This is a genomic window from Treponema zioleckii, from assembly GCF_014737315.1.
GTDB lineage: Bacteria > Spirochaetota > Spirochaetia > Treponematales > Treponemataceae > Treponema_D > Treponema_D zioleckii.
This window is the reverse complement of the sequence record NZ_JPUF01000020.1, coordinates 37,270-55,897: the sequence shown is the minus strand read 5'-3', so window position 1 is coordinate 55,897 and position 18,628 is coordinate 37,270. Positions and strand designations below refer to the sequence as shown.

At 42.3% G+C, this 18,628-nt stretch carries 19 protein-coding genes; 6 read left to right on the top strand and 13 right to left on the bottom strand.

Features of this window, described 5'->3' with window-relative positions; all coding sequences use genetic code 11:
* Window positions 1-40: 40 nt before the first annotated feature.
* The 7 genes from JI65_RS07075 to JI65_RS07050 all read right to left on the bottom strand — a co-directional run bounded on the left by JI65_RS07075 (window position 41) and on the right by JI65_RS07050 (window position 5,421).
* The gene (locus JI65_RS07075; protein ID WP_191014678.1) at window positions 41-688 is read right to left on the bottom strand and encodes a methionine ABC transporter permease; all 648 of its coding nucleotides are present in this window, start codon (window positions 686-688) and stop codon (window positions 41-43) included.
* A gap of 75 nt (window positions 689-763) precedes the next feature.
* Complete coding sequence (locus JI65_RS07070) at window positions 764-1,804, bottom strand: methionine ABC transporter ATP-binding protein (RefSeq protein ID WP_191014672.1); 1,041 nt, start codon at window positions 1,802-1,804, stop codon at window positions 764-766.
* The gene (locus JI65_RS07065; RefSeq protein WP_191014671.1) at window positions 1,801-2,217 is read right to left on the bottom strand and encodes an acyl-CoA thioesterase; all 417 of its coding nucleotides are present in this window, start codon (window positions 2,215-2,217) and stop codon (window positions 1,801-1,803) included. The genes JI65_RS07070 and JI65_RS07065 overlap by 4 nt, the downstream gene beginning before the upstream one ends.
* 687 nt (window positions 2,218-2,904) lie before the next feature.
* Window positions 2,905-3,222, bottom strand: a complete 318-nt coding sequence (locus JI65_RS17540) for a metal ABC transporter substrate-binding protein (RefSeq protein WP_277950592.1) — start codon at window positions 3,220-3,222, stop codon at window positions 2,905-2,907.
* Window positions 3,212-3,829 (bottom strand): metal ABC transporter substrate-binding protein, encoded by a 618-nt coding sequence (locus JI65_RS07060; protein ID WP_277950591.1) that lies wholly within the window; start codon window positions 3,827-3,829, stop codon window positions 3,212-3,214. The genes JI65_RS17540 and JI65_RS07060 overlap by 11 nt, the downstream gene beginning before the upstream one ends.
* A 69-nt stretch (window positions 3,830-3,898) precedes the next feature.
* Window positions 3,899-5,044: a CobW family GTP-binding protein gene (locus JI65_RS07055; protein WP_191014670.1), complete on the bottom strand. Its 1,146-nt coding sequence runs from the start codon at window positions 5,042-5,044 to the stop codon at window positions 3,899-3,901.
* Window positions 5,045-5,124: 80 nt separating this feature from the next.
* On the bottom strand, window positions 5,125-5,421 hold the full coding sequence (locus JI65_RS07050; protein WP_191014669.1) for a hypothetical protein: 297 nt from the start codon (window positions 5,419-5,421) through the stop codon (window positions 5,125-5,127).
* Between the two features lie 396 nt (window positions 5,422-5,817).
* On the opposite strand from JI65_RS07050, the gene JI65_RS17375 reads away from it, so the two are divergent.
* Genes JI65_RS17375 through JI65_RS07030 form a run of 4 tightly spaced genes read left to right on the top strand, consistent with a single transcriptional unit; the run spans window position 5,818 to window position 9,247 of the window.
* The gene (locus JI65_RS17375) at window positions 5,818-6,213 is read left to right on the top strand and encodes a hypothetical protein (protein WP_191014668.1); all 396 of its coding nucleotides are present in this window, start codon (window positions 5,818-5,820) and stop codon (window positions 6,211-6,213) included.
* The gene (locus JI65_RS17100) at window positions 6,210-7,202 is read left to right on the top strand and encodes an RluA family pseudouridine synthase (protein WP_242457190.1); all 993 of its coding nucleotides are present in this window, start codon (window positions 6,210-6,212) and stop codon (window positions 7,200-7,202) included. The genes JI65_RS17375 and JI65_RS17100 overlap by 4 nt, the downstream gene beginning before the upstream one ends.
* Window positions 7,203-7,237: 35 nt before the next feature.
* The gene (locus JI65_RS07035; protein WP_191014667.1) at window positions 7,238-8,455 is read left to right on the top strand and encodes a hypothetical protein; all 1,218 of its coding nucleotides are present in this window, start codon (window positions 7,238-7,240) and stop codon (window positions 8,453-8,455) included.
* 42 nt (window positions 8,456-8,497) lie between these two features.
* On the top strand, window positions 8,498-9,247 hold the full coding sequence (locus tag JI65_RS07030) for a hypothetical protein (protein ID WP_191014666.1): 750 nt from the start codon (window positions 8,498-8,500) through the stop codon (window positions 9,245-9,247).
* Here the strand turns inward: JI65_RS07030 and JI65_RS07025 are convergent.
* The 4 genes from JI65_RS07025 to JI65_RS07010 all read right to left on the bottom strand — a co-directional run bounded on the left by JI65_RS07025 (window position 9,201) and on the right by JI65_RS07010 (window position 13,633).
* On the bottom strand, window positions 9,201-9,908 hold the full coding sequence (locus JI65_RS07025) for an HD domain-containing protein (protein WP_191014665.1): 708 nt from the start codon (window positions 9,906-9,908) through the stop codon (window positions 9,201-9,203). The genes JI65_RS07030 and JI65_RS07025 overlap by 47 nt on opposite strands.
* A 15-nt stretch (window positions 9,909-9,923) precedes the next feature.
* Complete coding sequence (locus JI65_RS07020) at window positions 9,924-10,673, bottom strand: DUF6675 family protein (protein ID WP_191014664.1); 750 nt, start codon at window positions 10,671-10,673, stop codon at window positions 9,924-9,926.
* A gap of 60 nt (window positions 10,674-10,733) precedes the next feature.
* On the bottom strand, window positions 10,734-12,314 hold the full coding sequence (gltX, locus tag JI65_RS07015) for a glutamate--tRNA ligase (protein ID WP_191014663.1): 1,581 nt from the start codon (window positions 12,312-12,314) through the stop codon (window positions 10,734-10,736).
* A 146-nt stretch (window positions 12,315-12,460) separates the two neighbouring features.
* Window positions 12,461-13,633, bottom strand: coding sequence for an MFS transporter (locus JI65_RS07010; protein ID WP_191014662.1), 1,173 nt, complete (start codon window positions 13,631-13,633; stop codon window positions 12,461-12,463).
* 166 nt (window positions 13,634-13,799) lie between these two features.
* Here JI65_RS07010 and JI65_RS07005 point away from each other — a divergent pair, with 166 nt between their 5' ends.
* Entirely contained in the window at window positions 13,800-14,681 is an 882-nt protein-coding gene (locus tag JI65_RS07005) for a TatD family hydrolase (RefSeq protein WP_191014661.1), read from the top strand.
* A 48-nt stretch (window positions 14,682-14,729) separates the two neighbouring features.
* Here JI65_RS07005 and JI65_RS07000 read toward each other — a convergent pair whose 3' ends face one another.
* Entirely contained in the window at window positions 14,730-16,316 is a 1,587-nt protein-coding gene (locus tag JI65_RS07000; protein ID WP_191014660.1) for a glucose-6-phosphate isomerase, read from the bottom strand.
* A gap of 101 nt (window positions 16,317-16,417) precedes the next feature.
* Window positions 16,418-17,497 (bottom strand): hypothetical protein, encoded by a 1,080-nt coding sequence (locus JI65_RS06995; protein WP_191014659.1) that lies wholly within the window; start codon window positions 17,495-17,497, stop codon window positions 16,418-16,420.
* 160 nt (window positions 17,498-17,657) lie between these two features.
* Between JI65_RS06995 and JI65_RS06990 the strand changes: the two genes are divergently transcribed.
* Entirely contained in the window at window positions 17,658-18,620 is a 963-nt protein-coding gene (locus tag JI65_RS06990; protein ID WP_191014658.1) for an ABC transporter substrate-binding protein, read from the top strand.
* Window positions 18,621-18,628: the final 8 nt, after the last annotated feature.

Genomic DNA, 18,628 nt, shown 5'->3' with positions numbered 1-18,628 from the left:
ATTCAAAAACGAATCGACCACATTTTTTTTGCCAAAATCACTAGCGTCGCTTCAAAAGCATTGTGCTAAGCCTTGTTCCTACAAACTGAATCAGTACAACAAGAACAATTATGACAAGAACAGACGAAACCATAACATCAGTGCGGAAGCGGTTGTAGCCGTAAGCAATCGCAAGCTGCCCAAGACCGCCGCCGCCAAGAATTCCAGCCATTGCGGAGTAGCCAATCAAATTGATTATCGTGAGCGTGATTCCAGAAACAACCGAAGGCATAACTTCTGGCACAAGAACTTTGTAAATAATCTGCCAGTTGGTAGACCCCATCGCTTTTGCCGCAGTAATTACGCCAGGGTCAATCTCAATCAGCGCGGTTTCGATTACGCGGGCAACAAACGGAGCCGCCGCGAGGGAAAGTGGCAAAATCGTAGCCGCAGTTCCGACCGCAGTGCCAACAATCAAGCGAGTCAGCGGTAAAATGGCTATCATCAAAATTACGAACGGAAAAGAACGCAAAACATCAACTATCCAGCCAAAAAATCGGTTCAAAATCGGCATTCTTATAAACCCGCCCGGTCCCGTAACAAAAAGCAGAACGCCAACCGGAAAACCAATAATCACGGCCATGAGAGTTGCAAAAAACACCATTATGAGCGTCTCGCCGAGAGCCGGTCCTATAAGCTGCAAAAGCATCGAAGCTTCATCGGCAATTGTCTCAAAAAGCGAAACGGATTCCTCAAGCTCCACAAAATCAAGTTCATTCATAAATTAATCAGCCTCCAAAGTTTCAACCACGATTCCGTTAGTCTTCAGATATGCGACGGCTTTTTTTATTTCCATGTCGGCACCGAGCATATCAATGTGCATCGTACCGACTTTTTTTCCTTGAATTGACTGGATTCCGCCCGCACGAACGTTTATTTCCACATCAAACTCTTTTGCAAGCCGGCTCAAAACAGGTGCGTCCGTAAGGGAACCGTTAAAATGCAAAACATACTTTCCGGCGGTAGAACTCCATTGAACGACAGAATCACTTTCCGGGATTTTCTGAACAGAAATATTTGCCAAAAAATCCTTCGTGATTTCAGAGCGTGGATTCATAAAAATATTTTCTACGCTTCCTGTTTCCACGATTTTTCCGTCGCTTACGACCGCAATTTCCTTGCAGGCATCACGAACAACTTCCATCTGGTGGGTAATCATTACGACCGTAAGGTTCATTTTTTTCTGAAGCTCGCGGATAAGATTTAGGATTGAAAGCGTTGTCTGAGGGTCAAGCGCGCTCGTTGCCTCGTCGCAAAAAAGAATGTCCGGCCGCGGGGCAAGTGCACGCGCAATCGCAACGCGCTGTTTCTGTCCGCCGCTCAAAGTGCTTACGGGCGATTTTGCGCGGTCTGAAAGGCCTACGAGATTCAAAAGTTCCTCTACCCTCTTTTCAATTTCTTTTTTTGGAGTTCCGCAAATTTCAAGCGGATACGCAACGTTCTGAGCGACATTTCTCGAAGAGAAAAGATTGAAATTCTGGAAAATCATTCCGATTTTTCGACGTTGACTTATGAGAGCTTTTTTGCTGAGATTGTCAACCCGCACGCCATCGTAAAGAATTTCGCCGGAATCAGGTTTTTCGAGCAAGCTTATGAGCCGAACCAAAGTTGATTTTCCGGCACCGCTCTTTCCGATGATTCCAAAAATTTCGTTTGACGGAATATGAAGGCTAACTTTATCAACTGCATGTACGCTTTCTGACTCTGCATTGGAATCAGAAATCTTTCTGTAGCATTTTTCGAGATTTTTTAAATCAATTGTCATTTTTTCACACCTTCAAATTCCGGCCGCAAACCGTCAACCATAAATTCATCCGGAATGCGATGCAGTTTTCCGTCAGAAGTTACGAATGCCCAAGTTACATCGGCCTCGGCACAGACTGTGCCATCTTGCTTTGAGATTTTCTGATGAATCGTGCCAGATACGGCACCCGTTTTTGTAGGCTCCGTTTCGATTGTGAGTGTATCGCCAAAAAAGGCTGAGCCTTTGTAATGAATATCGATATGCGAAACATAAATGGCATAGCCAGCTTTTACGATTCCGTTGTAGTCAAAACCAATCTGCTGAAGAAAGTCCATTCGCCCATATTCAAGATAATTTAGGTAAACCGCATTGTTTACGTGACCGTAAGAATCACACTCGTAAGTGCGCACCGAAAATGTTGTGTAATATTTCATAGCGAAAAGTTTATACGTTGATTAAAGCCCTTGCAATAGTACGGTGTAAAAATCCATAGAAGTCGGTATGCAGATTTTTAACGCAGATAAACGATGATAAACGGTGATGGGCCACGGCTGCGCGAAGAATCGATGTTATTCCTGTTTTTCAGTATCTGTATCCTATCCGTGTTCATCTGCATCTAAAAAGTGAAAGCTGGTATTCATCTACGTTGAATACTTGCAAGTTGTCATTCCGGGCGTTCCACTCTGTCATGTCGAGCGTTCCACTCTGTCATGTCGAGCAAAGTCGAGACATCTCCGGTCCCGGACAATAGCGGAGTGGGTAAATCTATCGACTTGTAGACCTCTCGACTACGCTCGAGGTGACAAGAAAATAGTCATTTCGACTTTTGATTGGGGTGACAAAAACGCTCATTCCGAGTACGTTCTAGCTGGCATTGTAGTGTTATTCCTGTTTTTCAGTATCTGTATCCTATCTGAGTCTAAAAAACTACGAGTTTTAAGCTCTGATATTTCCAGCACCTAAAACTCGCAGATATCTTCAAAATGTTCTAATTTTAATTTTTCAGACCAGCCCTTACTTCAAAGCGGTTTTTAGAACTTCAAGGTTTCTTTCCATCGCTTTTAAATAAGTTTCGCCCTTCTTAATTTGCTTTGCCGTTGTTGCCTGCATTGAATCCATCGTCAGGATTTTTGCTTTTTTGTTTTTTGTCTTGCCGAAATAACGGTTTTTGCAATCTTACCGTCACTGCTTTCGATTTGAAGAACATAATTCAAGCCAAGCTCATTCAATTTTTGAGCAAGGAAAACAACGGTCTTAAAGCTGGCTTCGCTTTCTGCAGAGCAACCGACGAAGGCTGCATAATATTTTAAGCCGTAATCGTCAACAAGATAGCGGAACGGGAATCTGTCACCGAACAAAAGCGTATTTTTGCTTCCATTCTTAACGGCAGCAGAATATTTTGAATCCAATGCGTCAAGTTTTTTTTCGTTAAGAAGCAAGGTTTGCCTTGTACGCTGCTGCGTCTTTAGGATTTTTCTCGCAAAGTGCGTCGAAAATCGCAGAAGAGAGGATTTTTGCATTTCTGAGGGAAAGCCAAACGTGCTCGTCTTTCTCTTCCTCATCGTGATGATGACCTTCGTGTTCGTCGTGCTCGTCGTGTTCGTCGTGCTCTTCATGTTCATCATGATCGTCGTGCTCATGCTCCATTCCTTCAACAACTTCCTCGTTTTTTACACGATTGCCCAAAGTTTCAAGAAGGTTCACTACGCGGATTTTTGGATTTTTTGCATTTTTCAAAACTTTATCAACCCATTCATCGCTTTCACCGCCAACATAAATAAAAATGTCGGCATTCGAGACTTTCGCAATGTCATCAAAACTTGGCGAATAGCTATGTAAGTCGGTTCCGTTGTTCAAAAGAAGAGTCAGCTCAACATTGTCCGCCTTTGCCCCGATTATTTCTTTGGCCCAATCATATTCAGGAAAGATTGTCGCAACGACTTTGATTTTTTCGCCATCAGAATTTGATTTTGCTTTCGCAAAAACAGCGGCAGATGCAAGAGTGAACAAAACTCCTGCCAAAACAAACAATTTATTCAATTTCATTTTTTCATCTCCAAATAATGTAAGGCGTTCGAAAAACTAAAGCTTTCTAACGCCCATAATTTTTACCTTTTAGGCAATTGCTTTTTCATCAAGACATTTTCCGAGCAGCAATTCAATTTTCGTTCGGTTAAAGCCTTTTCCAATAAACACAATCTGATTTTCTCTGTCCCCGAATTCTTCGTCCCAGGCTTCTTTTAAGTCAGGATTGTTTTCGAGAATGTTTTTCTTCTGCTCGTCTTCAAGGGCGTCTACCCAATAAGAAACTTCCATAACAGAGGAATTTCTGCCGGCCTGCTCAAAAAGCTGAATGTCCTGCGAAGAATCAGAGAACCAAATATATCCTTTCGCACGAATCACAGATTTTGGATAATGCTCGTTCACAAAATTCAAAAAACGCTCGCGATTGAACGGACGCTTTTCCTCGTAAACGAAAGAAGTGATTCCGTATTCGTCAGTGCAGCCTTTCGTGCCGTCAAGCGAATTAATCGCTTTTTGAATCGCTGACGAAGAATCAATCTGCTCAAAATCAAAAGGTTTTTCCGTCACGATTTTTTTAAGCTCGACTTTTCCGTCAACGCTCCTGTAAATCGGTGCCTTCGGCTGGAATTCACGCACAAGTTTCTCCACCTCGCAAAGTTCCCTTTCGCTCAGCAAATCGCATTTGTTCAGGACGATAAAATTGCAGAATTCTATCTGGTCAACAATGAGAGTCGAAATTTCCTGATTGCTAAGATTGTTCGAATCAACAGTCTCATCATTTTCCTTGATTCTTTTTAGGTCGCTCAAAAACTCACGGTAGATTCTGTCCGCATCAACGACGGTCACAACAGAAGTGAGGTAAACATTCGTGTCGGGATTGTCTTCTTCGTAAGCCAAAAAACTTGCTGAAACGGCACCAGGGTCGCTAATGCCCGAAGCTTCAACAAAAACAACTTCTACCGAATCAATCTCAGAAATCTTTTCCAGCTGTTTTATGAATTCATCGCGGAGCGTGCAGCAGATGCAGCCGTTCTGCAATTCGTACATAGGGCACTCGGCAACGTTCCAGCCTTCTTTCTTGAGGATTTCCGCGTCAACGTTTATGCTTCCCATGTCATTTACAATCAATGCGATGCGTCTGGTCTCTTGCTTTAAAAGATTGTTCAAAAGCGTGGTTTTTCCAGAGCCCAAATAGCCCGTAATGAGCACAACCGGTTTTTTATGATTTTTTTTCATAGATTCCTTCCCTAATTATTTTGATGATTGAAAAATGACTCTTTTTAATGTTTAGAGCCGAATAAAAATTAGAGAAGACTTCAATTGTTTAGTTTGATTTTTTTTGTAACAGGAGTTGATAGGACAAAAAAAACTGTTACGAATGTAAAAGAAATTAAGCTCAGAGGAAAACTCTGAACCTGAGCCACGTTAAATGTCTTAAAAAGAAGATTGTGAATGTTGCTGTTTGCAATCTGAACAATCGCACAGACAGGACAATCCTCTCCAGAACACTCGTGCTCAATATGATGAGAAGAGGCACAAACGCTCAGCAGGAAAGAAAAAAACAAAATGAATGCAAGAAAAGCTGAAAGAAACTTTGTTCTATTTTTTTGCATAACAGTTTTTTCCTCCTCGTTTGACGTTTAGGATTCACAACCTAGCGTATAAGAGAAAAAATGTCAACAAGGAAACACGGAAACGCTAAAATTTATTTTTTAGAGTTAAAACTCTGTTCCAGCGTTTCCCGCAAGTTTTCGGAAACGCTCAAGTAAAATTTTCTGAACAAAAAAAAGAGCTTTTAGCGTTTCCCAAAACTCGCGCTTTGGTGGGCTAGCTTGCAGGTGTTCGCGAAACGCGGCGGCAAGCAGAGCCGCGTTTCGTGAGGGCAGTTTTGTTGCTCGCTTCCGCTCGCAATTATTGAGAGTGACAGTTGACAAAAAATCTGTTGGAAGTTCACTTCGCCGCTCCGCGTAACCTTGCAGATACCGCCTCAAAACGGTAAACTTTGCAAAATGTTTCCACCATTTATTGAAGATAAAGCAAAAATATTTCTCATAGAACTTTTGCAAAAAATCCAGTGCGGGAAAATCGAACTTTTACAAGTCGCAAAAGAAAGCGAAGAACGCAAAAATCAGGGCGTAACTCTCGGCATTTTGGTTTGCAAAAACCGCGACGGCGAAGAAGTCGTGCTGGCAGCAAATTCTGGGAACGCAAAAAAACTCGCCTTCCGCAAAACAGACCAAAACAACGGCGAAACAAACCGAACCAAATTCATTTTTGTGGACTCAATCGTAACCGGCGAGCAAATTGAGTCCGCCCTAAAAAAAAATGACCTCGAAATTCATGAGATTACAGATAGAATAAAAAAACTACAACAAAAAAATACGGCCCAGAATACGATGATTTGAACGGCCGTCTAAAAACAATGTGCGCAGAATCCTTGTCAAAAGTTCAGGAACTCTATTTTTTTAACTGCGCTGACGGAAAACTGCGCTCGCTCAAGGAAATCTGCACAAAAAATCATCCTGCACACCAATTCAAAAATCCGCCGACGGGAACAGGAGACTGCTCTGCGCCAAAATTGCTGGACTATGCGTTCAAAAATCACCTTGCACCGCTCTCAATGGCAGAATGCAGATTTTCGCCAGAAAGCAAAACTTTTCCGCAAGAAGTTGAATTGATTCCTCCGTGCGACGAGCGATGCGGAATCATTCTTCCGGAAATGCTCGGAATAGAAATTTTGTATCGAGATGAAGATATAATTGTTGTTAATAAGCAGAGCGGTTTGCTTTCAGTTCCAGGACGCGGACCCGAAAAACAGGACTGCATCGTGAACCGGGTCAAGGCGCTCTTTCCGGACTGCATTGAGCAGCCTTCCGTTCACAGACTCGACATGGAAACTTCGGGGCTTTTAATCCTCGCGTTTACAAAAGAAGCCCACAGAAATCTTTGCCGACAATTTGAAGAAGGCAAAGTGCAAAAAAAATATATCGCGTTGCTGGACGGCGTTCTTGCAAAAAAAGGAATCGCTCAGCACGGAGAAACCGAACTGTACTTTCGGCTCGACGTAGAAAACCGCCCGCACCAGATTTGGGACGCCCAGAACGGAAAAAAAGCCGTTACAGAGTGGCAGATTCTGAACGTGGAGCGGTATCACGCACCGGACGGCAGCACAAAAAACGTGACGCGCGTGGAATTCATTCCGCACACGGGGCGCACGCACCAATTACGGCTTGCGAGCGCAGACGAACACGGTTTTGGAGTGCCGATTATCGGGGACACGCTTTACGGCCACTGCGATGAGGGTGAACGACTCATGCTGCACGCAAAGTTCATAAGTTTTACCCATCCGACAACAGGCAAAACGATGACTTTCACTTGCGAACCACCGTTTTAGAATCAAAACTTTCAGCACTTTTTATGGAGAACATTATGAAAAAATTAGCGACACTATTAATTTCTTTTTCTGTATTTTCACAAGCCTCATTATTCGCAATCCCGCTTCCAGACGGAACGGACGCACGCATAACAGACGTAAAACAGACGAACGGAAAAATCACTTACGTGCATCTTCGCGAAAAAACAGACCTGAACACACCGATTGGCTCAGTAAAAGCCACGGGAGATGTTTATTTTTTTGAAAACGGAAAGATTCAAAAAATCACGCCAGCAGAACAAGGTTCCTACACAGGAAAAATCGGGACACTTTCTTACGATGATGACACAATTGAATTCTATGAATCAGGCGCAATAAAAACGTTTACCAGCCGAGAATCTACAATAAACACGCCGTGCGGAACCATGCAGGCAGCATTCGGCACAGTTGATTTTTATGACAACTGGATTCCTTCGTCATTCAGCCTAAAAGAAAATATTGAATTTCAGTCTGCGGCAGGCAAAATGACGGCAAAAGGGCGCAACAGAATCTATTTTGACTCAAACGGTGCGCTCATTTCGTTCACTGTTTCTGAATCGCATCCACTCAAGACTTCGGTAGGCAACGTTTATCCAAAAGAAGATACAGAAATTTACCTTTATGCGAACGGTCAAATCAAATCAATCATAGCGGACGACATGTGCATGATTAATTCTGATTCAAATTTGATTTTTACAAAAAGCTCAAGTCCAATCACATTTTACGAAGACGGCAAAGTAAAAAGCGTCGTAACGGATGCAGGCGATTTTAGCTACGGTGCGTTCACTTTTTCGCTCAAAAAAAATATGTACGGCGAAGAAGATTACGAAAAGACCGTAAACTTTTACGAAGACGGCTCAATCGCAATCAGTTCGGAAGATTACAGGTACAACAATTTTGTCTTCAAGAATTATGATTACGGCCAGGATTACAGCAATTACGGAGTTGTGATTTCAAAAGACCGAAAAACACTCGCCCTCTACGAACGGGAAAACTCGCGGGGAAGCCTGAAGATTCTCGAAAGCGACGCAACGACCATGAAACAGTCTTTTTATGAAAAACTCTCTTTTGAAAACGGCTCAAGGCCAAATCTTTTTGAGGAAAATCCTTTAAAATTCAATTCAAAAGGAAAAATTACCGGATACGCGACTTTAATTTCGCAATATGATAAAAATACAGATGATTATTATTACAAAAAAGAATTCGTAACACTTTCGTACACGGATGCAAAATAGACTTGAGTTTTAAGCCGACATCCGCCGCGTAAAGGGGGGCGTATGAAAAATTTAAAAATTCCTATGATTTTAATAATTTTCTTTTTCGCGGCGAGCTGTCTTTTTGCCAAATCAAGTGAAAAGACAGAACTCGAAACCTATGCAGAGACGCACAAAAAAGAATACAAACATGCGCTAAAAATTACGAAAGAGTGTTCATCACGTTTTAAGAGCGCTGGATTCACGAACGAACGATTCGCACTTGCAATCGTTTTTCCAGAAATCATGCGTTATTCAGAATTTCAGGATTCAATTGAAGCAAACACCACCGAAATAATGTACACTCTCGGAAAAGACAGTCTGATTTGTTCAATCGGATATTTTCAGATGAAGCCGTCTTTTGCGAGTCACATGGAAATGCTTATTGCAAAAGACGAAAACATGCAGAAAAAATACGCAAAAATCAATTTTTACGGCAAAGATGACACAAGGGATTCACGTTACGAACGAATAAAACGACTTCGGGACGTGGATTACCAAATTTTGTATCTGGAAGCGTTCATTGAATCTTGCGAAAAGAAATTCAATCTTGCAGGAAAACCCGTTGACTACAAAATCAAGATAATTTCCACAGCCTACAACACGGGTTTTTCAAATACGCTCGAAATGCTTGAAGAACGTGCAAAAAATTGTACCTATCCAGAAGGAAAAAACAACAAAAAATCAAAATGGCATTACTGGAAACTTTCAAGCGATGCCTACAAGATTATAAGTCCCACCACTGGGCAGCCGTTTCGTCGGCAATCTGAATAAGAACCACCAGCGGATTCTGCAAGAAATTCGAGTAGTTCATCCGCTCCATGTCGGACAAATCGCTGAATCCCATGTGGCGGCTCACAGCTTCGATTACGTGGCGTTTTTTTATGATTGACGGCATACTTTCAAGCAGCAAAAGGACGCTCTCGTTCCCATGCCCAAGATTTCTCCAGTCCGAGCGAACTTTGTAGTAAGTTTCGTAAGTCCAGTTTCCCATGTAATCCTTGGTTTTTCGGGATTCGGTCGAATAGCTCCCGGCTTTGCAAAAATCGTGCGCAACTGCGGCAAGCAAAACTTCTTCCGCCGTAAAAGAAAATTTTTCGGCATTTTTGGACTCCATAAAATTTTCGGCAAGCATTTTTGCATACGACAATGCCTGTTTTGCAACAAGCAGAGAGTGTGCAGCAAGACCGCCTTTTACGTTTCCGTGATAGCGCGCACTTGCGGGAGAAGCCCAGAAGTCGTGGGTGTTCATCCAATTTTTTAAATTTTCAAGTTCGATTTTGTCTTCTACGATAAAATCAAGCATTTCGATTGTAGTTGCCTTTACTTCTTCAATCGTAAATTTTCCGATTGCATTTATCGGGTCATGCTTTTTATAAATTTCCAAAAGCGAATCCACATCGCCGAACAATTTTTCTTTTTCTTCAACAGTCATTATTTATAAAAATCCTCACTTCTTCTGTAATTTTTCAATTTTTGCAAAAACAAAATCACTGAACGCTTTTACGCGCCCCGTAAATTCCGGTTCTATCGCGAATGAGACAATCGGAACGCGCATAATGTTCGCTCCGCCAATCGCGTAAACCACCCAATTGTCGCCGTCGCGGTAAACTGCAATCACAGAATCCATCTCGCCAGGGTCGCAGACTGTAAAAAATCCCTTGTATTTTAATTTTTCAAGATTGCGCATTCGGTAAACAAAATATTCCCCAAAATTCTGGAGCGTGATTTCTGTTTTAAAATCTCCAAACCCTTTCATTGTAAGTTTTTCAATAATCACAGTTTTATTTCCGACCGTGTTTGAGCTTACAAGCTCCGCCGAATCATAAAGTGGCTCCCAGTTTTTGTTGCGAGCATCATAAAACGGAATTTCTTCGTAACTCAAAACATCAGAAACAGCAACGTTGATTCTTTCAATCAAATCTTCGTTGCCTTCATACGGGCGCACATTGATTATTTCCACCATATACCCAGATTTACAGCGACGCATTGGTTCTATAACGAGTTTTGACTTTGGCGTTTCCTTCATTATGATTTTTTTGATTGAGCCGATACTCCGTAAAATCGTATTTTCTTTTTCAAGCTTTTCAATATCAGTTTTCTTTGCTTTTTCGTTAAAAAGATGGCTCAAATCTGCAAAGCAAAAAAAGGGAACAAAAAAAACGATCGCTGTCAAAAAATATTTTCTGATTTTATTCATCACAAATTCCAAAAATGAAAATGCCCGCAAACAAAAAAGTCGCGGGCGTATATCAGTCTGCTAGAGTGATTTTAAAGTTCGTTCGATTCGGGCAAGGCTACGCTCTTTTCCAAGAACGTGAATTGAACCGATGAGCGGTGGCGAAACTCGGCTACCGGTAACTGCCATTCGAACAGGCATCATAAAGTCTCCGAGTTTAATTCCCATTTCCTCAGATTTTTCGCGGGCAAAATTCTCTGCGCCTTCATGATCAAGCTCGAATACTTTTGCAACGAATTCCTTTGCGACTTCAAGAACCTCTTTTGTTTTTTCAAGGTCAAGTCGTTTTGGAACAATCTGGTCAGCAGGCAAAACAGCAGGTTCTGTGAACATAAAGTGAACCATTTCGGCAGCTTCCGTAAGGAATTTGAGTCGCTCCTGAATGAGTGGCATAAGTCCCATCAAAGTCTCTTTTACCTGTGCAGAAGTCATGTTCATCGACTCGTCTACGCAGTAAGGCTCACCGTCTGCGCCAAGAGCAACGCCTGAATATTCAGGACCAACTTTTGGCTTTGGCTGCGGGTTCTCTGGGTTAATGTCGAGCGTTGCATCGCCAGTTCCCGTAATGAACGGAAGAGTCCACTTGTAAAGTTCTTCGATTGAAAGCTGACGGATGTAATTTCCATTGTAGTATTCAAGTTTTTTGTAGTCAAAAACAGCCGGGGCTTTGTTCAAATGCTCAAGTTTGAATGCCTTTCCGAGTTCTTCGAGAGTGTAGAATTCTTTTCCTTCCTCGTACGAACATCCGAGCAATGCAACATAGTTGATGATTGCCTGCGGAAGATAACCGCGTGCCCGGAACTCGTTCAAAGAAGTTGAACCGTGGCGTTTTGAGAGTTTCTTTCCGTCCGAACCATTTACCATCGGAAGGTGGCAGAATTCTGGATGCTCCCAGCCGAACGAGCGGTACATCTGAACGTGAAGCGGGGTTGAAGGAATCCACTCCTGAGCACGCATTACGTGAGTCACGTGCATCAAGTGGTCATCAACGATATTTGCAAGGTGATATGTCGGGAATCCGTCTGACTTCAAGAGAACAGGGTCAGGAGAAATATCCTCGTTTTTCCAGACGATATCGCCCAAAAGGTGGTCGTGGAATTTTGTCTCGCCTTCAAGCGGAACCTTCAAGCGGATAACGTAAGGCTTTCCGGCGTCGAGGTTAGCTTTTACTTCCTCCGGCGTAAGGTGACGGCAGTTTCTGTCGTAGCCAGGAGCCATTTTGTTCTCGCTCTGAATTTTTCGGATTCGCTCAAGTCTCTCAGCATCGCAAAAACAATAGTAAGCTTCGCCGTTGTCAATGAGCTGCTGGGCGTATTTTTTGTAAAGGTCAAAACGCTCGCTCTGAACGTAAGGGCCATACTCACCGCCCTTGTCGCCGCCTTCGTCCCATTCAAGGCCGAGCCAAGCCATTGTATCGTAAAGATTCTGAACATATTTTTCGTCAAAACGTGTGCGGTCTGTATCTTCGAGTCGGAGAATGAATTTTCCGCCCTTAGATTTTGCGTAAAGATAATTGAACAATGCAGTGCGCACTCCGCCAATATGCTGCAATCCCGTCGGAGACGGTGCATAACGTACACGAACCTCTTTAATGTTTTCCATGTATATTTCCTCTAAAAAAAATGTTAAAAATTTAAAGACAAGTCTTTATATTTTAATGAATCGACAACTATTTTTCAACGTAGCAAAAAATCTTTGCCGGGGCGTCCGCATTAAAAAAATTTGCAGTCACTTTTTTAGACCACTACTCATAACGCGGAATATCGGACAACCTTTAATGCAAGAATCGCGTTCATAAAAAAAACTACACCCGTCAGCAAAAAAAGCAGATTCACATTAGAAGACGGAAGTGCGCTCGCTGCAAAAAGAAACACGACATCTGTGGCATTCTTCCCTTGATTCAAAACCGAAAGGACCGTCGCCCGCTCATCAGAAATCCCCATTTCATCAACAAGAAGATTCTGCTCACGCAACAAGAGCACAGCAGGAAGACGCATAAGAAGAGGCAAAACGAGCATCGGAAAAAGCACGAAAAATCCGCGTGCAAATGAAAGCACAAAAAGCATGATGGCGATAAAAGAAAACTCCAAAAACAGCGCAAGCCTAACGTTCGCCCCGGAAAGCCGCCTTAAAATCAGCGGAGCTGAAAGCTGCACCGCCGAATAGGCAATAATCACAAATCCCATAAGATTCTTGCTCAGTCCTGATTCAGTAATTTTTATGATAAAAAAGAAATTCGTAATGAACACGCCGAGTGACAAAATGCTAGAAAGCACAAAAATAGAAATCATTTTTTTTGAAAGCATTTTTAAAAGAACTTCCGAAAAAAACTTCTTGACCGAAATCCGTTTTTCTTCGCCCAAAACTGAACTGCAATCTTCTTTTGGCAAGAGGGCAAGAAAAATCATCCCGCCTCCAGAAGCCAAAAGAGTCGCAAAAATCAACGAACCGATTCCAAAAGAATTGTTGAGCGGAACAAAAATCAGCGTGCTCAAAATAAATCCTGCGGTCGCAAAATTCTCGATTACTGAAGTTTTTGAAACAAATTCACCACTTCCAAAAATTTTGTAAACATACGAATCCATCGTTCCAGACTGCAAGCAGATTGAAAAAGCCTGAAGAACTGCCGCAACGGCAAAAAGAACAAAATTTCCGCCAAGCCAAAAAAGAAACCACACGGCGCAAAGCAAAATTTGCGAAATCACGAGGGAATTTTTAAAGCCGATTCTGTCGGTCAAAAATCCGCAAGGAATTTCAAAGGCAAAAATGCAAAGCGAAAGAATCGCCTGCAACACAAAAAACTCGCCCGACGTAATTCCGCAGCGAGTACGCACAAGAAGCGCGACCGGCGCAAAAAATACAAGGCTGTTAAAAAATTCCGCCGCGCACAAAGCGACGTACGCCCTATTTTTATGAGACATGATTAACTCCTAGAAAATTTTTTGAAAAATAAAAAGAAAGGTAAAAAATGAGGAAAATACTAATTCGGAGTTTTTGCGATGTGTTTCATTACTTGAAGAATATCACAAATGAAGATGAATGTCACCAACACTGCAAGCAAAATGACTTTTATGATATACTGTCCGCATGTTTTCAGATACACATTTCCATTTTAGACACTTGGTTCGCGACCGCGGACTTGACGGCACGCAGATACTTGAACAACTTTGCGAGCGAAACACATTTTTTGCTTTGGACATTGGAACCGAAGCAGACGACCTAATCGAGCGAAAAAACTACGTTGACGAATCTTCCGAAAAACTCACTTCGGAACAGCAGGCTAAAATCCAGAATATGATTCAATACTCCGCCGGAATCTGGCCAGACACAGAAGAAATTAAAAATCGTGGCGAGCGGATAAAAATTCTTGAAGACAAAATCACAAAATTCAACGAAAAGAATTCTTCTGACTCAAAAAAGGTTCTCGCAATCGGAGAATGCGGCCTTGACCACCACTGGAATCCGAGCGGTGCAGACGGAAGATGTGCCGAAGATTTTGACAAAGCAATGTTTGAAGGAGAACGTGAACTTTTTGAGATGCAACTCGAACTTGCAAAAAAACTCGATTTACCAGTGATAATCCACTCGCGAGATGCATTCGAAGACACTCTCGACGTGCTAAAAAACATGGGCTACCACAACGGAATAATCCACTGCTACTCATACGGCAAAGATGAAGCCCGCAAATTTCTTGATTTGGGCTGGTATATCGCGTTCGGAGGAGCCGTCACTTACGCCAAAAAAACAAAACTCGACGCGATGAACGAGCTTTTAAGATTCGTTCCCGACGACAGAATTTTAATGGAAACAGACTCTCCGTACCTTACTCCAGTTCCATTCCGAGGGCAAGTGAACACACCTGTCCTCGTGGAATACGTCTACAATTTTGTCGCAGCCGCCCGCGGAGTTACGCCAACAAACTTAAGCGAAACAGTCGATAAAAATATTAAAAAACTTTTTCACGTTTAAGACGCACTCAAAATAAAAGCTGGTGAAAGTTCACCAGCTTTTTGATTTTTACAAGCCCAACAATTCTGTATAAGCCTTCAAAGCACCAGAAGCCTCGCCAGACAAAACAGTCTTTGCAAGTTTCTTTCCGAGCTGAACGCCTTCCTGGTCAAAACTGTTAACGTTCCACAAGAATCCCTGGAACATAACTTTGTTCTCGTAGTGAGCGAGGAGCGCACCCAAAACTTTTGGAGTAACCCTGTCGGCATAAATAATGCTAGAAGGTCTCTCGCCGGAAAAAGCCTTGTTCGGATTCTCGTCTTTCTTTCCGCAAGCAAAAGCCATAATCTGAGCCGTAACGTTGGCGCAAAGTTTTTTCTGAGAAGTAGAGCCTTCAATCACTACGTCATTTTCAGCCTGATTCTCGCGGAAAGCGATGAACTGAAGCGGAATAACATCCGTTCCCTGATGCAAAAGCTGATAGAATGAGTGCTGACCGTTAGTTCCCGGCTCACCAAAAATTACAGGACCTGTAGGATAATTTATAGCCTCGCCGAAGCGGTTAACGCTCTTTCCGTTCGACTCCATATCAAGCTGCTGCAAGTGCGCAGGAAATCTTGAAAGAGCCTGAGAATACGGAAGAACTGCCGTAGAAGGATATTCCTGAACATTTCGCTCGTAAACGCCAATCAACGCGTCAAGGAGAGCTGGATTCTTCAAAGGATTTTTCTCAGCCGAAAGTTTGTCTTCCTCAGCGGCACCGTCAAGGAAGTCTGCGAACACTTTTGGTCCGAAGGCAAGCGAGAGAACAGCTCCGCCAACGCCAGAAGTGCTTGAATATCGTCCGCCAATGTAGTCATCCATGTAGAACGCTTCAAGATAGTCAGGATTGTGAGCAAGCGGAGAAGTCTCGCTTGTAACGGCAATCATGTGTTTTGCAGGGTTCAACCCGGCTTTTTTGAGAGCATCTTTTACGAAAGATTCATTTGTAAGGGTTTCAAGAGTCGTTCCAGATTTTGAAACGAGAATAAAGATTGAGTGAGCAAGGTCTGTTGATTTCAAAACAGCAGTCGCATCATCTGGGTCAACATTCGAAATGAATTTTGCGTCCATTTTGAACGTACCGTTTGCTTTTGCCCAATTTTCAAGAGCAAGGTACATTGCGCGAGGACCAAGGTCGCTTCCGCCAATACCAATCTGAACTACGGTCGTGAATTTTTCACCGTTTGCATTCACAATTTTTCCAGAGTGAACTTTCTCAGCAAACTCAGCGATTCTCTGTTGTTCTTTTTTATAGAATTCACGCTTGTTAACTCCGTCAGCCATAACATCTTTTCCGAGCTGACCGCGGGTAAGCTGGTGAAGAACCATGCGCTTTTCTCCAGTGTTAATAACAGCACCGTTGTAAAGCTCCTCGTATTTCTCAACGAGCTGAGCCTCATCCGCAAGGCTTGTAAGAACAGCAAGAACCTGCTCGTTAACTTGTTTTGCAGCATAATTGTAAGTAAGCCCAGCTCCCATCGGAACGTTGTATTTTTTTACGCGCTCCGCACCATTTGCATCTCCAAGCTCTTTTACAAGACTAACAGCATTTTTAAGTGACTGGAGCTTCTTAAAAGATTGAAGCTTATCAAGATTTTCCCAAGAAATCGCCATTTGTTTTTCTCCTTTAATTAACGATTTGGATTTTTTTATAGTAAATAACCGCCATGTTTCGAACCAGATTCTCAAATGACGATTAATTATTATCTACTCAGCTAGTAAGAAATCAGTTTTACGCAGCCGAATTTTGAATCCTTAAAATTCAAAAGATTCTCAATTTTATCCTTTGCCGTCCCGGAAATTTCCGAAACTCTTTTTGCGCCGTCTTTTGTTCGGACAAGCGGATTTATGTAACGTTTTTTTACGTCAAGACTTACGCAATAGCAATTTTTGAGCGGAGTCTCGGAACGTATTATTTCCCGCATTTTTAAGAACGTTTCAAACAGAGTCGAAAACTCGTCATTCGGATTCATCACCGAATAATCAAAGAATTCTTCCAGCAGTCGTTTTTCACTCATGTTGTAAAAATCCGCTTCTGTCGCGATATTTTTCGTCACGGCCATGTTCAAAATATCACCAATAAGATTCAAGCAAAGCTTGTTTTCGTTTTTTTGCAGAATCAACGCAACATCGTTGAATTTGCTAGCATAATCTTCCGCAACCTCAAGCGACTCAAAACCAAGTTCGTCAATTCCTTCCTCGTTTTTCAAAACAACGATATTCTCGTAAGTCGCTTTTACTGAATCCAAAGTCCAAGTAGGATTCGGAAGTTTTTTTGACAACGCCATAGCACTCGGAAACATATATTCAAGCCGGTCAGAAGACAGACGAGGAATCCCGTTGTCGCAAATCGGGTACATGTGATAATCCCGAATTTCGCAAACATTAATTCCCGAACGCGCATTTATTTCCGCAAGGTCTGAATCAAACGTCAAAATCTCGCTTGTAAGCTCCTCTGTAGTCTGCTGGGTAAGCGCATCATTTTTTCTAAAATCCGAAGCATGGCTAAAAGCAGGAGTTGCCACATCATGAAAAAGCGATGCCAACGTCTGTTTTTTATCATGAGTAAAATGCCATGTAACTAAAGCAGTGCCTATTGAATGGTCGAGACGCGTGTAAAAAAAATTGTTGTCATAAAGATTCGTCCAATCGGTTCCGCAAAGCAGCCCAACACCTTCCAGACGCTGCAAAATTGAAAGCGAAACATACTCATCCAAAAAATCAGGATAATCAGGACTTAAAATCTTATGATATTTTTCGATAGATTCGTATTTCTGTTGTCTCGAAATTGCCATAAAAAGATTATATCAAAAACACCGCTGTGAATTTCAATAGCAAATCTCAAAAAAAATCAAATTCATACCGTTTTTATTATGTATTTTTCAATTTTCTATATTTCTTACTTTCCTCCTTTTCTATAGAATAAAGAATATTTTTAATTTCAAGGGGAACGAAATGAAAAAAATCATTTTTGTAGCCGCAGCAATATTGAGCTGTGCAATCGCATTGTCTGGCTGTAACGAAAAGAATTCGTCAAAAAAAGCTGACAATCAGGTAAAAATCGGAATCATCCAGCTTGTTGAGCACGAAGCCCTCGACGCTGCCCGCAACGGATTTATAGACGGTCTTAAAGCCGCAGGTTATGTTGACGGCGAAAACATCGCAATTGATTTTCAGAACGCCCAGAATGAGCAGGCAAACTGCGTAACAATCGCAAGCAAATTCATCAACGACAAGTGCGACATGATTTTTGCAATCGCAACTCCGGCTGCACAGGCTGTCGCAAACCTCACAAAAGACATTCCGATTCTTATTACTGCTGTAACAGACCCATTAACAGCAAATCTTGTAAAATCAAATGAAAAACCGGAAACAAACGTTACCGGAACAAGTGACCTCACGCCAGTTGCCGCTCAAATTTCACTCCTTAAAAAAATCACTCCAAACGCAAAGACCGTAGGCCTCCTTTTCTGCTCAAGCGAAGCAAACTCTGTTTTCCAGATTGACCTTGCAAAAAAAGCTTGCGAAGAAAACGGTCTCGAATACATCGAAGGCTCGGTTTCTAACTCAAACGAAATTCAGCAAGTAACTCAGAGTCTCGTAGGCAAAGTTGACGCATTCTACGTTCCGACAGACAACATGCTTGCCGCAGGAATCGCAAACGTTGCCATGGTCGCAACAGAAGCAAAACTTCCTATAATTTGCGGTGAATCCGGAATGGTAAACAATGGCGGTCTCGCAACATACGGAATCAACTACTACGAACTCGGAAAACAGACTGCAACTCAGGCCGTAAAAATCATCAAAGGCGAAGCAAAACCTGCCGACATGCCAATCGAATACCTTCAGAACTGCGAACTCAAAGTTAACGAAGAAGTCGCAAAGAAAATCGGTATCGAAGTTCCTGCAGATTTGTAATTTTTGCA